We start from the raw sequence: 14,432 nt of genomic DNA on the forward strand, positions 1-14,432 counted from the left end.
TAGAATAACGAAAACTTATTAAAAATGCTAATAAAAGCATACTGAGTTCTTCGACAACCGGATTTATATCAGGATGCTTTACTCATAAACATACATTATGGATTTTGTTCAGGTTGAAACAACTACGCCACTGACTCTGGAAATTCCCCAGATTTCTTTACCACCAACAGCACTTTCTCCAACCTCTCGAATTCCCAAGGATGCGATTCGCACAAGTTTAAAAGCTTCCACTGCGGATTCTGTCTTAGCGGCGGTTTACTCTCTTGGAACTGGCGGGATTTTACTTAGCAATTTCTTGGTGGAATTGGGTGCTAGTCCAGTAGTTTTTGGGATGCTTTGCTCTATCCCCATGTTGGTCAATCTGATTCAGCCGTTGGGTGCTTACTTGTCTGAACGTAGCACGAGCCGCTTTCAATATTCTCTTCGGACACACGGAATTGGTCGGCTGCTATGGCTGGCTCTAGTAATTGGTATTGTAGGCGTAAGTTTGGGAGCGATCAATACTCACCAATTAGTGATATTGACACTTTTGATTGTCCTATTCAGCAATCTTTTGGGAGGACTAGGAACCGCATCGTGGCTAAGTTGGGTTGCAATGATAGTTCCCCGACGATTGCGAGGCAGGTATTTTGGGACACGCAATAGTGCTGCTAACCTCACTAATTTGGTTTGCGTACCAATGGCTGGTCTAGCTGTATCACATTGGTATGGTGGAACACTGCAAGGCTATGGGGTGATTCTGCTAATAAGCATTGTTTTAGGAATTGCGGGATTGGGGTGTCAGTATTTCCAAGTGGATATGAATCCCAGATCGCAAAATACTTATTATAACAAGTTAACTCAAACAAGTGAGATTCAGCCAGAGGTTGCAAAAGATGAATCTTCTGAAGTCGCTCAATCAATTCATCCATTACAAAACCAATTAATTAATAGTGTTTGGAAAAACTCTAACTTTTTAAGATTTTTGCTGTATTTCAGCTTCTGGAATCTTGCTGTTAACCTCAGCGCTCCTTTTTTTAACCTCTATATGCTGGACACGCTGGATTTAGATGTGAGTTATGTGACTATCTACAATAGCCTTCAGGCGGGGGCGACTTTGCTAATGCTTATTTTGTGGGGAAAATTAGCAGACAAGATAGGCAATCGTCCCATCCTCATCTGTATTGGCATTTTGGTTGCAGCTACGCCACTACTATGGCTAGGGATTGGTGCTAATCGCTGTGATATTTGGTTGTGGCTACCTCTGTTACACATCTTGGCTGGAGGTACTTGGGCGGCGATTGACTTGTGCAGCAACAATATACAATTGGCGATCGCACCAATTAAAAATCAGTCTATCTATTTTGCGATCGCAGCTGCCGTTGCTGGAGGGAGTGGTGCTTTAGGCGCAACTATAGGCAGCTTCATCGTCCAATTTGCTCAGTTTGGAGGCTTGCTAGGGTTGTTTGCCCTCTCTAGTCTATTTCGACTAGCAGCACTTGTTCCACTCGTTTTTGTCAAAGAGCCGATGAGAGGATAAGGGAGCAGGGGGCAGGGGGCAGGGGAGCAGGGGAGGCAGGGGAAGCAGGGGAGCAGGGGAGAAGAATTAATAACCAATGCCCAATTCCCCATTCCCCATTCCCCATTCCCCATATTCTATTCTGCGGCGGTAGAAGTTAAGGACATTGTTTCCCACAACACCATGTGAGGTGGTGTTAGTACAGGCTGGTGTAGAGCAATCAGCTGGGCTAGGGTGGTCTTTAATTGAGTACGGGGTACGATATCATCAACAAAACCATGCTGGAGCAAATCTTCAGCAGTCTGAAAATTTTCGGGGAGTTTTTCTCGTAGGGTTTGCTCAATCACTCGCCGACCGGCAAAACCAATGGTTGCCTTGGGTTCTGCCAAAATAATATCGCCCAACATTGCAAAACTTGCGGTAACGCCGCCTGTTGTGGGATTGGTCAAAACGGGAATATATAATAGTCGCGCGTCTTTATGACGTTGTAGGGCTGCGGAGATTTTCGCCATCTGCATCAGAGAAAGCATTCCTTCTTGCATTCTCGCGCCGCCGGAGGTGCAAACGATCACTACAGGATACCGCCGTTGAGTGGCTTGCTCAATCATCCGGGTGAGTTTTTCTCCCACAACCGAACCCATACTACCACCCATAAAACGGAAATCCATAACCCCAAGGGCAATGGGCAAACCATTGATTTGACCTAAACCAGTGTGAACTGCGTCTATTAAGCCAATTTTATCTTGTGTTTCCCGCAGGCGATCGCTGTAGAGTTTGCGATCGCGAAATTCTAGCGGATCAGTTGGACGCAAATGCTCGTCTAGAGGTTTCCAGGTATTATTATCTATCAATTGGCGAATGCGCTCATCGCTGTCTACCCGATTGTGATGACCGCATTCGGCACAAACCATCTGATTAGCTTTCAGGTCTTTTGTATATGCCAAGACACTGCACTTAGAACATTTATGCCATAAACCATCAGCAATTTCACGTTCTTGTCGTTCAAGGCTGGTAGATCCTGATTTCCGTCGATTTGCAAACCAATCAAATAGAGACTTTAAACCACGTGATTCTTCGTTGTTAGCCATTTTTTATTTTATTTTAAGTGGGTATGAGGTCGAAAACATGTCAAACCGTATTGGGTTGTCCTTAGTCACGAGTCATTTTTTTTTACTAATGACTAATTACTACATCGTCAAACTACGCTTTTAAGCAATTCAGACCTTAATTTTCATCTTTGGTTGCCAGCTTAACGAAAATACTTATACCAATACAAGTCTCCTGCTCTTTATTTTCAGCAGACTTAATTATATTGACGTACTGACAAAGCCATGAGAATACCAACCTCCAAATAAGATGCTCTCCCTCTCCCACCCAAATCAGTGATTCGTATTGCTAGGTTATGAACGATCGGCATCTGTTGCAATAGTTGTGCTTGCTAACGGTTAATCGTCATCAAGAGGGTAATACAAGTCACAAGCAGAATATTATCAAAATATGAAGGGGCGATGGGGTAATGTTGGTTACAGTCACGAATTATAAATTTTTCTTATGAAAGGGCATTCGATATGGGTTACTCCCCTTATCCTCCTTCTCTCCATACTCGCGACTGCAATTCAAGACGCTGGAAAAAATAACCGCAGATAGGTAGACAAAATTGCTTCGCCACTAAACAGGGTAATCAGAGATCCTAAAGCGAGAAAAGGGCCAAAAGGCATCTTTTGTCCTAACCTGTGTGTCAATGTCTCTTCATTAGCGGCTCCTCTACCAGACGCTGCGCGTAGCTTGCTTCGACCTAAGAGTATCCGTTTATGCATAATAAGACCACTGCCAATTAAGGCTCCCAGCGCACAGGCAATAAAACTAGCTAAGAGCAAATATTTCCAGCCTAACCAGGCTCCCATCATGGCTGCTAACTTGGCATCACCCGCGCCCATTGCAGTTTTCCCAAAGGCAATTGAACCCAATAGGGCGATCGCATCAAATAGCCATAAGCCCAACACTGCACCTACTATGGCCATCATAAGGTGATTTACTAATGCGACAGAACTTCCTTCTGGTAGATAACCAACCACCATTTGGAATAAAATTCCTGCCACTAAACCCGACTGAGTAAGTGGATTAGGTAAGGTCATTGTATCCAGGTCAATCAGCGATAGTGCTAATAACCAACTACAAAAAGCCCAATAGCCGATTGTGAAAGTCGAAACTTGAAAGACTAAAAAAACCAGCAAAAAAATTATGCCCGTCACCCCTTCTACCACGGGATAACGGACAGAAATTTTGCTTTTGCAATATCGACACCGCCCTCTTAATGAAATCCAGCCGAAAACTGGTACATTGTCGTAAGCTTTTAGCTGGTTTAAGCATTTAGGACAACGAGAAGGCGGCCAAAGAATTGACAACCCAGCAGGTAGCCGATAAACAATAACGTTGAGAAAACTACCAATAGATGCACCCAAAGCAAAGACCATTACACTCGCTGAAATAGCGAACAAAATGTCCATACAATCATTAGTCCTTTGTCATTAGTTCTGTGTCATTTGTCGTTTATCTTTTGTCTTTTGTCATTAGTCCTTTGTCGAGAACTAATGACTAATGACCAATGACTAATGACCAATGACTAATGACTAATAACTAATGACCAATGACTAATAGATGTGTGATTCAATTTGACTTAAGGGTACAAAACACTCTTGAGGTAAAAGAACTGGTTGGTTAGTAAAAATAACCTTACCTCGATGATTAACACGATTAATTGCTACACCGGAAGGTTGCCCAGCGATTTCGGGATGAACTTCACAGTGAGTATAGTATATCTGCCCAGCAGCTCTGATTACAGCAGGATCAATCAAAGGCGATTGGTTCTTTGGGGCGGTGAAATTTACTGGATTCTGTCGTAATGCGTACACTATCGACTGTTATTTGATTGCTAGATTTCCCTTTAGTCTACCCGAAACTTATAGCAAAGGTTGCCAAATTGGCCAGGTTGCACTTTAAAATTATTTTTGTTCAAGAGCCTTAATGAGTGAGTCTCCCATAGCACGGCAACCAAGGAGGTTTTTTCCTGGAGAAATTATATCCCCAGTGCGATCGCCTTGCTCTAAAACTTGGAATACAGCTTGTTCGATATGATCTGCCGCTTTTGGTTGGTCTAAGGCGTAGCGTAGCATCATCGCCGCACTCAAAACCTGTGCTAGAGGATTGGCTTTATCCTGTCCAGCAATATCTGGGGCTGAACCATGAACTGGTTCAAACACACCAGGTCCAGAAGCACCTAAACTCGCTGAGGGTAACATCCCAATACTACCGGTAAGCATGGCAGCAGCATCAGAGAGAATATCGCCAAACAAATTGCCTGTAACAATGGTGTCGAACTGCTTGGGAGCGCGTACTAACTGCATAGCAGCATTATCTACATATAAATGAGAGAGTTCGATATCTGGATATTCTGTACTAAGTTGGGTAATGCGATCGCGCCACAACTGAGATACTTCTAATACGTTCGCCTTATCCACCGAACACAGTTTTCCGCCGCGTTTTCTAGCAGCTTCAAAGGCCACTCGCCCAATGCGTTCAATTTCTGATTCGGTGTAAACCATTGTATTTACACCGCGTTTTTCACCCGTTTCTGTGGCAAAAATCCCTTTAGGTTTACCGAAGTAAATCCCACCAGTGAGTTCGCGCACCACCATAATATCCACGCCTTCCACAACTTCGCGTTTCAAAGTTGAGGCATCGATTAGCTGGGGCAAAATTTTCGCTGGGCGCAAATTGGCAAATAAGCCCAAACCTGCGCGTAGTCCTAACAAACCTGCTTCTGGGCGTAAATTTGATGGCAGAGAATCCCACTTATAACCACCAATTGCTGCAAGTAATACAGCATCACTGTTACGACAAGTTTCTAGAGTGGCAGATGGTAAGGGTTCGCCTGTAGCATCAATTGCTGCACCACCAATAAGTGCTTCTTGGAATTCAAACTTCAGATCAAATTGCTTCCCTACGACTTTCAGCACATCTACCGCCACTGCCATAATTTCAGGGCCAATGCCATCGCCGGGGAGTAGAGTTATGCGGTAGTTCTGGGTCATAGCTAATTATTACTAGGTAAATGCTTACAGATTAAATATCATACCTAGCAAGTGCACCAATGGAGTTGTTAATTTATTTCTGAGTCGGAGAAGTAATCTGGCAAATATTTTGATACTCAGCAAGTATGAGAACTTCTCTCAAAAACTCAGCTATAGAATCTAAAAATTAAAAAAAACTATCTATAGGAATTTTTTGTTGAAATTAGTTGTATGTTTTTATGTTAATAAACGCAAACACAAAAATGGTTTATGAATTTTAATCAAATAGGTCAAGTTGCCCTTCAACTGTTAACTCTGTTTGGACTTAAAGTTTTAGGCGCAATTCTTATATGGCTGATTGCTCAACGCTTGATTGATTTTGCATTGAAGCTAGTACGACGTGCTTTCCGAAGCCAACAAATTGACCCAACACTAATTAACTATATTCTGAATATCATTGGTGTGACGCTGAAAATTGTTCTAATTGTGGCAATTCTCGGCTTCTTTGGGGTTGAAACAACTTCTTTTGCCGCATTGTTAGCAGCAGCTGGCATTGCAATTGGTGCAGCATGGGGAGGACTACTAGCAAACTTTGCAGCAGGCGCATTTTTAATTGTTTTTCGACCCTTCAAAGTTGGTGATTTCATCGCAGCTGGAGGTGTCACAGGAACAGTTACAGAACTTGGGCTGTTCACAACTAGTATTAATACACCTGATAATGTATTGACAATTGTTGCCAATAATAAAATCTTTTCTGACAATATCCAGAATTATTCCGCCAATCCTTACCGTCGGGTTGATCTAGTAGCTCAAATCCATCATGATGTGAAACATAACGAAGCGATCGCACTTTTAAAAGCGAAAATTAGCCAAATTCCTAATGTCCTCGAAAATCCAGCGCCGGATGTAGAAATTCAGGATTTCAACTTTGCAGGGCCTGTACTAGCAGTACGTCCTTATTGCAATAATGATCATTACTGGCAGGTTTATTTCGACACTAATAAAGCTATCCGTGAAACCTTTAACGAAGCTGGATATCCAGTTCCCGAATACCGTTATACAGTTAACGGTTCATCTGCTCATGCAATTAATAATGTCATCCCACCACTATCAGAAATAACTTGATAGTGGAGCAAAAAGTCAAGGTTTCATTTGCAAAGTTTTCTAAATAGCAGAATAAGAATTAATAAGTAGGTAGGGCATAAGCCTTACCTACTTTTTTATGTAGCCAATTTCCTGAGAGTCAGTTTCAATTTCCGAAACAAGGCTGACAGAAATTGTAGAAAGAGGTTACGTTAAGTGTTAATCACAAGCCGCACCCCAGCAGCGATGGTAAAAGAATTAGCAATTTGCACCCGTGGACTAACTAAGCAATTTGACAGGCACGTTGCTGTTAATGATGTGGATTTAGAAATCCAGGCGGGGGAAGTATATGGACTGATTGGGCCCAATGGCGCGGGTAAAACAACTCTCATCCGCATGTTGGCAACTGCTGAAGAACCAACTACAGGTGAGATTTATATTAATGGCGATCGCCTACTCCGTGACAAGAGTAATCCCAAACTGAAGCGTCGTCTAGGCTACTTACCCGATGACTACCCACTATATGAGGATTTGACAGTCTGGGATTACCTAGATTATTTTGCGCGTCTTTATCGTTTACGAGAACCACGCCGCACTCAACGTTTACATGAAGTTTTAGAACTCATCCAACTTGGAAATAAACGCAATAGCCAGATATCTACTCTGTCACGGGGGATGAAACAGCGCTTAAGTTTAGCGCGAACCATTATCCACGAACCGATTTTACTACTACTAGATGAACCTGTTTCTGGGCTTGACCCCATCGCCAGGATGCACTTCCGCGAAATCATCAAGGCTTTGCAAGAAGCTGGGATGACTGTAATCATTTCTTCCCATGTTCTCAGTGATTTAGCGGAACTGTGTACATCTGTGGGAATTATGGAACTTGGCTTCTTGGTAGAAAGTACTTCCCTACAGCAACTTTACCAACGTCTTTCCCACCAGCAAATTGTGATATCCACTTTAGGGAACCTGGAGACACTTTTAAGGGAATTGAAACATCACCATTTAGTAGAAGAGTGGGAGGTGATATCAGGAAAAAATAGCGTGCGGGTGAATTTTTCGGGTAAAGAAGAAGATAGTGCTGAGTTGTTGCGATCGCTGATCAAAGCAGATATTCCTCTGACTGATTTTCACTGTACACAAGAAGACTTAGAAACTATTTTCTTAAAATTAGGTCACAAACAAGCATCTTAATTTGCCAACAAATATAACTCCCCATTTTTGGAGAATTTTTTCTTATGATGCCCAATTTTATAGACAAAATCGGCGATTGGAATCCGCAACTATTGCGGGAACTCAAAGGAAGGCTGAAATTTTTTAATGTTGCGATCGCAGTTGCAACATCCTTACTGCTGCAACTGGTAGTTTTTTTATATCAGTTACGGGAGTTTCCTGATGATCAATACTCGCTAACAAACACATATTGTCGTTTAAGTCAAGTATATCAACGGCAACAAAACCAGATTTACCAGCAATCAGATCAATATAAAATTCCTAACTTAAATGATTTACTCGCAAAGAATATTTGTCCCCAAAATCAAATTGATTGGCAGTTGTGGTGGCGAGATCATTGGGAATATATATTCCTGACTTTGAGTGTAATTTTTGTATTTACACTATTAGTTGCAGGAACTTATTTATTAATCAACGATTTAGCCAAAGAAGAAAGTCGCGGTACATTGAATTTCATCCGTCTTAGCCCCCAATCAGAAACTAGTATATTAACTGGTAAATTACTAGGAGTTCCGAGTTTAGTTTATCTCGTCATTTTAGTTGCAGTTCCTTTACATCTGTTGGCTGGACGTTCTGCTGAAATTGCCTTTAGTTACATTTTGAGTTACTACGCAATTCTTGCCACTAGCTGTATTTTCTTCTACAGTGCCGCATTGCTATTTGGTTTAATTAGTCGTTTATTTAGCGGTTTTCAGTCTTGGTTAGGTAGCGGTGCAGTATTACTTTTCTTGTTCACAGTAATGGGGTTTGCATCATCGTCTTCTAGCAACATTTTAAATAATTCAACTGCTTGGATAAGGCTTTTCGCTCCTTGGGATACAATAAATTATCTGTTTCCTAACTTGTTACGTGTATACAATGGTTCTCAACTGAAAAACCTAGAGTTTTTCTATTTACCATTAGGGACAAATGTTATTAGTATTGTTGGTTTTCATTTATTAAATTTGGGCTTGTGCAGTTACGGAATCTTACAAGCTCTAAAACGTTCTTTCCGTAATCCTCAAGCCTCAATTATTAGCAAGGGGCAAAGTTATGTATTAGTAGCTTTTTGCCAGGTAATGATGTGGGGCTTTACCTTACAATCTTGGAACAATGATTCCAACTTTTATGAACAGGTTGGGCAAAATTTAGTTTTTCTGGCAATATACAACTTGGGGTTACTTTTGAGTTTGATTGCCATTCTTTCCCCTCATCGTCAAGATGTACAAGATTGGGCAAGATATCGACATCAAGAAGTTTCTAACCGCAAGAGTGTTTGGCGGGATCTAATTTGGGCAGAAAAAAGCCCTGTACTTGTAGCGATCGCTATTAATCTGGCAATTGTTACTATCCCTTTGCTAGTCTGGATTTCAATTACATCTATTTTCGATACCGACTATAGCCATAATGGGGCAGGTGACGATTTTAACAGGTTAAAAGCACTTTCATTTGTAGCTTTGTCTATCAGCATAATCATGATTTACGCTACCATTGCCCAATTAATACTTTTGCTGAAAACTCCCAAACGTTCTTTCTGGGCAATAGGTACTATAGGTACGGTAACGTTCTTACCACCGATGATTCTAGAATTTCTTGGCATCTCCGCGTGGAAACATCCTACTGTATGGCTGTTTTCAACCTTTCCTTGGTCAGCGATCCAATATTCTGGGGTGACAACAATTTTTATGGCATTCCTGGCTCAGTTGAGTGTTTTAGCATTGTTAAATTTCCAGTTGACAAAGCAGGTGAGATTAGCAGGTGAATCTGCTACGAAAGCATTGTTAGCAGGACGCTAGGTAAGATTTTATACATGAGAACCCCGATTTCTGTAAGAAGTCGGGGTTCTTGTATTAAGGTTAAACTTTTAATTAGCACAAGTATAGTAATAACCTGACAATCATGCTAAATCTGCCGGCTCAAGACCTACGCCATACAGCCATCCAGTTTTTAGAACAAAGTCCCCTACAGCGTCTACAAATTCTTAAGCAATTGGGAATTGGTCGTTATGAGTTTTTAACTAAAATCCGCCTAAATGAAGCAAATATCATCTGTATGATGCGGTTTTTTAAATATCCAAGTCAGCTAAAATTTCCAAATCTAATAGGAGCAGATTTATCTGGCTTAATTTTAGATGATGTAAACTTCATCCGAGGCAATTTGTCTGGAGCAAATCTACAAGGTAGTAGTTTAGTCAATGCAGACCTCTTATTTGCAAATTTAATGAAAGCCGATTTGAGAAATGCAGATTTGCGAGGTGCAACTTTGGATGAGACTATTTGGTTAGAGACTCTAGTAGATAAGTGTCACCTGGGTCTAGGTACTGGTTTAACTCTGCTACAACGTCAAGATTTACAACTGCGCGGGGCTAGATTTAACTCTTGAAAAGACGTTAATTGAAACACAAAAAATTATAAGATGATTGGATCGAGATTGGTCTGGATAAGTTGATGAATATTAAGTTGCCCCAAAAATTGATGCTGCTAGGTTCAGGAGAATTAGGGAAAGAATTGGCGATCGCGGCTCAACGTCTTGGTAATTATGTGATTGCCGTTGACCGCTATCCCAATGCTCCCGCTATGCAAGTTGCTGATGTATCTGAAGTGATTTCTATGCTCAGTGCTGATGATTTAGAAGCTGTAGTGACAAAACATCAGCCAGATATTATCATACCAGAAATTGAAGCTATTAGAACAGAAAAACTGATCGAATTTGAGCAGCGAGGGATTACAGTTATACCAACTGCGGCTGCCACTAACTATACAATGAACCGCGATAGAATTAGGGAACTGGCGCATCAACAATTGGGCATCAGAACGGCTAAATATGGTTATGCAACAACCCTAGAAGAATTGATTACAATTTCTGATGAAATTGGGTTTAGTAATGTTGTTAAACCTGTGATGTCATCCTCTGGTAAAGGTCAGTCTGTAGTGCGGGATAAGAGTGAAGTTGAGAAAGCATGGAATTATGCGATCGCAAATTCTAGAGGAGACAGTCAAAAGGTAATCGTAGAAGAATTTATTAATTTTGAAATCGAGATAACATTATTAACAATTAAACAGTGGAATGCACCGACTATTTTCTGTCCTCCTATTGGTCATCGCCAAGAACGAGGAGATTATCAAGAATCGTGGCAACCCGCACTAATTTCTGAAGATAAGATATTAAAATCTCAAGAAATAGCGAGAAAAGTTACTGATGCTTTAGGAGGAGCCGGAATTTTTGGCGTTGAATTTTTCATTACTAAAGATGAAGTGATTTTTTCCGAACTTTCTCCCAGACCGCACGATACGGGAATGGTGACATTAATCTCACAAAATCTCAATGAATTTGAACTACATCTAAGAGCCATTTTAGGTTTGCCAATTCCTCATATAGAACAGCTAGGAGCCTCAGCTAGTGCGGTAATTTTAGCTTCGGAAAAATCTGATTCTATTGGTTTTACAGGCGTAGCCGATGCTTTGTCAGAAAAAGATGTCGATATTAGATTATTTGGTAAACCTAATGCTCATCCATATCGACGAATGGGAGTAGCTTTAGCCAAGGGTCTGAATATCGAAGAGGCAAGAGAAAAAGCTACTAAAGCCGCAAGTAAAATCACAATTATTTAATCATCATCTGATGAGTGCCTAAATCAAAGGTGATGCTCTGCTTCCGAAGCTAGTTCCGACGCAATGACAAATGACCAATGACAAATGACAAATGACAAATGACAAATGACTAAGGACTATAATTATGCGAATTGCTCGTAACATTACAGAACTTGTTGGTCGTACACCCCTAGTGCAGTTGAACCGCATTCCTCAAACAGAAGGATGTGTTGCGGAAATTTTGGTGAAACTGGAAAGTCTCAACCCATCGGCATCAGTCAAAGACCGGATTGGGGTGAGTATGATTAACGCCGCCGAAGAGGAGGGGCTGATTACTCCTGAGAAGACAATATTAGTAGAACCCACCTCTGGAAATACAGGAATTGCCCTAGCAATGATAGCAGCAGCTAAGGGTTATCGATTAATTTTGACAATGCCAGAAACCATGAGTGGGGAGCGTCGGGCAATGTTGCGGGCTTATGGAGCAGAACTAGAACTAACGCCAGGTATGGAAGGCATGAGTGGGGCAATTAGACGAGCGCAGCAAATAGTTAATAGTACGCCAAATACCTATATGTTGCAGCAGTTCCGCAATCCAGCTAATGCAAAAGTGCATCGAGAAACTACAGCTCTTGAAATTTGGGAAGATACTGATGGACAAGTAGATATAGTTGTGGCGGGTGTGGGCACTGGTGGTACGATCACTGGGGTAGCAGAAGTGATTAAAGCACGCAAACCTAGTTCTAAAGCGATCGCAGTTGAACCAGCCAATAGCCCAGTTTTATCTGGGGGACAGCCAGGGCCACATAAAATCCAAGGAATTGGCGCTGGGTTTATTCCCCAAGTTCTCAAGATAAAATTGATAGATGAAGTGATTACCATCACCGATGACGAAGCGATCGCTTATAGTCGGCGTTTAGCAAAAGAAGAAGGGCTATTATCTGGTATTTCCAGTGGGGCCGCTTTATGTGCAGCAATTCGCGTTGCTCAACGTGAAGAAAACAAAGGGCGTTTAATTGTGATGATTCAACCCAGCTTTGGTGAGAGGTATTTGAGTACACCGTTGTTCCAAGACCTGGAGGCAAAGTTGCCCGCTAGCGTTGGTTAACGATACATTGAATTAATGGTCAATTCTAAGCACGTTTCTAACCATTACGAAACTCTCAAAGTTAGTCCAAGTGCAAGCCTTGCGGAGATTAAGCAAGCTTATCGCCGCTTGGTTAAGTTGTTTCATCCTGACAGTAATCAGGACACAGCCGATCGCGATCAGATTATTCTCATCAATGCAGCTTATGAAATCTTAGGTGATAACCATAATCGCCGCAATTATGACCAACAACTGCAAAATGATTCTCAAAAATTAAATAGCGATCGCCAACAGCGTACAGCATCGGCGCAAAAGCATTACCAGACAAAACGAAAAACCGGACGGGAAGCTGACGAGCAAGTTGAAGAATGGCTGCGTCGAGTTTATCAACCAGTCAATCATCTACTTGATGGTATTCTCTATTCTCTAGAGGAGCAAATAGAGCAATTAGCCGCCGATCCTTTTGATGATGAGTTGTTAGATGAATTTCAGGAATACTTACAAGCCTGTCGAAATGACCTCAAACAGGCACAAATTATTTTTCGCTCTCTGCCGAATCCCTCTAGTTTAGCAGGAACTGCGGCTAACCTCTATTACAGCCTCAATCAAGTAGCAGATGGGCTTGACGAGTTGGCTTATTTTCCTTTGAGCTACGATGAGCGTTATTTACACACAGGCCAAGAACTATTCCGCATAGCGACAAGATTACATTGCGAGGCACAAGCGTCTGTTATATAGTCGTTGGGCATTGGGCATGGTCAAATAACAAATGACTAATGACGAATGACTACTGACAAACAAATTAGTTTATGCTGGAAACAGAAAAAGATTAAGAAATTTTAAATTCTGCTCATAGTGTACTCATGCAATGTATTGTGAATCGCCGCGCCCAGTTTTCGGCAAGTCATCGCTATTGGTTGCCAGAACTGAGTGAAGCCGAGAATATTGAAAAATTTGGTGCTTGCTCTAAATTTCCTGGACACGGACATAACTATGTCTTATTTATCTCCCTTGCCGGGGAATTGGATAAGTATGGTATGGTGCTGAACTTGTCTGATGTCAAACACGTAATCAAACGAGAAGTTACCAGTCAACTGGATTTCTCTTATATCAACGATGCGTGGACAGAATTTCAACAAACTCTGCCCACTACTGAGAATATTGCCCGGATTATCTGGCAGAGGTTAGCACCGCATTTGCCTTTAGTGCGTGTGCAGTTATTTGAACATCCTGAACTTTGGGCAGATTATATAGGAAACGCAATGGAAGCATACCTTACTATCAGTACTCACTTTAGCGCCGCCCATCGGCTAGCTCATCCTCATCTCAGTAACGAAGAAAACACTGAGATTTATGGTAAGTGCGCCCGTCCCCACGGTCATGGACACAATTATCATCTAGAAGTCACCGTCAAAGGGGAAATTGACCCACGCACCGGCATGATTGTCGATTTAGGGGGTTTGAATCAAGTCATAGAAGATTATGTGGTTGAACCATTCGATCACACTTTTTTAAATAAAGACATCCCCTACTTTGCCGAAATTGTGCCCACTGCTGAGAATATCGCACTTTACATTAGTAATTTATTGCGATCGCCCATTCAAGAATTGGGAGCTAAACTTCACAAAGTGAAACTGATTGAAAGTCCTAATAACTCCTGCGAAATTTACTGTACGGAGTCAGAATCAGATTCAGTCAGCGCAGATGTGAATCAGCCAGTATTAGCAAAGGTTTAGGTAATTGCAAATCCAGGCATAGGACATTTTTAATAATTACGAATTACGAATTATTAAAAATCGCCCTTTCAAAGTGATTATTAAAATTTATTTTATTCTCTTCGCTTCTCTGCGGTTTAAAAGTTATTTATTTAACCGCAGAGGCACAGAGAA

Annotated in this window: 13 protein-coding genes; 9 read left to right on the plus strand and 4 right to left on the minus strand. The window is 41.5% G+C overall.

All coding sequences use genetic code 11. The features are described 5' to 3' along the window. Positions 1-97 precede the first annotated feature (97 nt). A complete protein-coding gene (locus ACFFRD_RS22330) occupies positions 98-1,519 on the plus strand; it encodes an MFS transporter (protein ID WP_392477488.1) in 1,422 nt (473 codons plus the stop codon). Positions 1,520-1,635: 116 nt separating this feature from the next. Here the strand turns inward: ACFFRD_RS22330 and accD are convergent, their stop codons facing one another. The 4 genes from accD to leuB form a co-directional block, all read right to left on the minus strand. Continuing rightward, entirely contained in the window at positions 1,636-2,586 is a 951-nt protein-coding gene (accD, locus tag ACFFRD_RS22335; RefSeq protein WP_114083749.1) for an acetyl-CoA carboxylase, carboxyltransferase subunit beta, read from the minus strand. Positions 2,587-3,114: 528 nt separating this feature from the next. Next, the gene (locus ACFFRD_RS22340) at positions 3,115-4,005 is read right to left on the minus strand and encodes a prepilin peptidase (protein WP_392477491.1); all 891 of its coding nucleotides are present in this window, start codon (positions 4,003-4,005) and stop codon (positions 3,115-3,117) included. A gap of 144 nt (positions 4,006-4,149) precedes the next feature. After that, the gene (locus ACFFRD_RS22345) at positions 4,150-4,410 is read right to left on the minus strand and encodes a hypothetical protein (protein WP_012409327.1); all 261 of its coding nucleotides are present in this window, start codon (positions 4,408-4,410) and stop codon (positions 4,150-4,152) included. Positions 4,411-4,500: 90 nt separating this feature from the next. Continuing rightward, positions 4,501-5,589, minus strand: coding sequence for a 3-isopropylmalate dehydrogenase (gene leuB, locus ACFFRD_RS22350; protein WP_392477493.1), 1,089 nt, complete (start codon positions 5,587-5,589; stop codon positions 4,501-4,503). Between the two features lie 249 nt (positions 5,590-5,838). Between leuB and ACFFRD_RS22355 the strand changes: the two genes are divergently transcribed. The 8 genes from ACFFRD_RS22355 to ACFFRD_RS22390 all read left to right on the plus strand — a co-directional run bounded on the left by ACFFRD_RS22355 (position 5,839) and on the right by ACFFRD_RS22390 (position 14,279). Further along, positions 5,839-6,693 (plus strand): mechanosensitive ion channel family protein, encoded by an 855-nt coding sequence (locus tag ACFFRD_RS22355; RefSeq protein WP_392477495.1) that lies wholly within the window; start codon positions 5,839-5,841, stop codon positions 6,691-6,693. A 204-nt stretch (positions 6,694-6,897) separates the two neighbouring features. After that, positions 6,898-7,848 (plus strand): ABC transporter ATP-binding protein, encoded by a 951-nt coding sequence (locus tag ACFFRD_RS22360; RefSeq protein ID WP_179075646.1) that lies wholly within the window; start codon positions 6,898-6,900, stop codon positions 7,846-7,848. Positions 7,849-7,892: 44 nt separating this feature from the next. After that, entirely contained in the window at positions 7,893-9,662 is a 1,770-nt protein-coding gene (locus ACFFRD_RS22365) for an ABC transporter permease subunit (RefSeq protein WP_392477497.1), read from the plus strand. 103 nt (positions 9,663-9,765) lie between these two features. Further along, positions 9,766-10,248, plus strand: a complete 483-nt coding sequence (locus tag ACFFRD_RS22370) for a pentapeptide repeat-containing protein (protein WP_114083754.1) — start codon at positions 9,766-9,768, stop codon at positions 10,246-10,248. A gap of 65 nt (positions 10,249-10,313) precedes the next feature. Further along, positions 10,314-11,477, plus strand: a complete 1,164-nt coding sequence (gene purT, locus ACFFRD_RS22375) for a formate-dependent phosphoribosylglycinamide formyltransferase (protein ID WP_392477498.1) — start codon at positions 10,314-10,316, stop codon at positions 11,475-11,477. 124 nt (positions 11,478-11,601) lie between these two features. Continuing rightward, positions 11,602-12,564 (plus strand): cysteine synthase A, encoded by a 963-nt coding sequence (gene cysK, locus ACFFRD_RS22380; protein ID WP_392477499.1) that lies wholly within the window; start codon positions 11,602-11,604, stop codon positions 12,562-12,564. A gap of 15 nt (positions 12,565-12,579) precedes the next feature. Further along, positions 12,580-13,281: a J domain-containing protein gene (locus ACFFRD_RS22385; RefSeq protein WP_392477501.1), complete on the plus strand. Its 702-nt coding sequence runs from the start codon at positions 12,580-12,582 to the stop codon at positions 13,279-13,281. 125 nt (positions 13,282-13,406) lie between these two features. Further along, complete coding sequence (locus ACFFRD_RS22390; RefSeq protein WP_392477502.1) at positions 13,407-14,279, plus strand: 6-carboxytetrahydropterin synthase; 873 nt, start codon at positions 13,407-13,409, stop codon at positions 14,277-14,279. The last annotated feature ends 153 nt before the right edge of the window (positions 14,280-14,432 follow it).

The sequence above is a fragment of the Nostoc sp. C110 genome, from assembly GCF_043099725.1.
Classification (GTDB): domain Bacteria; phylum Cyanobacteriota; class Cyanobacteriia; order Cyanobacteriales; family Nostocaceae; genus Nostoc; species Nostoc muscorum_A.

Excerpts from the sequence above, each read along its gene's own strand:
- ACFFRD_RS22330 (WP_392477488.1), top strand. The coding sequence starts at position 98 with ATGGATTTTGTTCAGGTTGAAACAACTACGCCACTGACTCTGGAAATT.
- accD (WP_114083749.1), bottom strand. The coding sequence starts at position 2,586 with ATGGCTAACAACGAAGAATCACGTGGTTTAAAGTCTCTATTTGATTGG.
- ACFFRD_RS22340 (WP_392477491.1), bottom strand. The coding sequence starts at position 4,005 with ATGGACATTTTGTTCGCTATTTCAGCGAGTGTAATGGTCTTTGCTTTG.
- leuB (WP_392477493.1), bottom strand. The coding sequence starts at position 5,589 with ATGACCCAGAACTACCGCATAACTCTACTCCCCGGCGATGGCATTGGC.
- ACFFRD_RS22355 (WP_392477495.1), top strand. The coding sequence starts at position 5,839 with ATGAATTTTAATCAAATAGGTCAAGTTGCCCTTCAACTGTTAACTCTG.
- ACFFRD_RS22360 (WP_179075646.1), top strand. The coding sequence starts at position 6,898 with ATGGTAAAAGAATTAGCAATTTGCACCCGTGGACTAACTAAGCAATTT.
- ACFFRD_RS22365 (WP_392477497.1), top strand. The coding sequence starts at position 7,893 with ATGATGCCCAATTTTATAGACAAAATCGGCGATTGGAATCCGCAACTA.
- ACFFRD_RS22370 (WP_114083754.1), top strand. The coding sequence starts at position 9,766 with ATGCTAAATCTGCCGGCTCAAGACCTACGCCATACAGCCATCCAGTTT.
- purT (WP_392477498.1), top strand. The coding sequence starts at position 10,314 with ATGAATATTAAGTTGCCCCAAAAATTGATGCTGCTAGGTTCAGGAGAA.
- cysK (WP_392477499.1), top strand. The coding sequence starts at position 11,602 with ATGCGAATTGCTCGTAACATTACAGAACTTGTTGGTCGTACACCCCTA.
- ACFFRD_RS22385 (WP_392477501.1), top strand. The coding sequence starts at position 12,580 with ATGGTCAATTCTAAGCACGTTTCTAACCATTACGAAACTCTCAAAGTT.
- ACFFRD_RS22390 (WP_392477502.1), top strand. The coding sequence starts at position 13,407 with ATGCAATGTATTGTGAATCGCCGCGCCCAGTTTTCGGCAAGTCATCGC.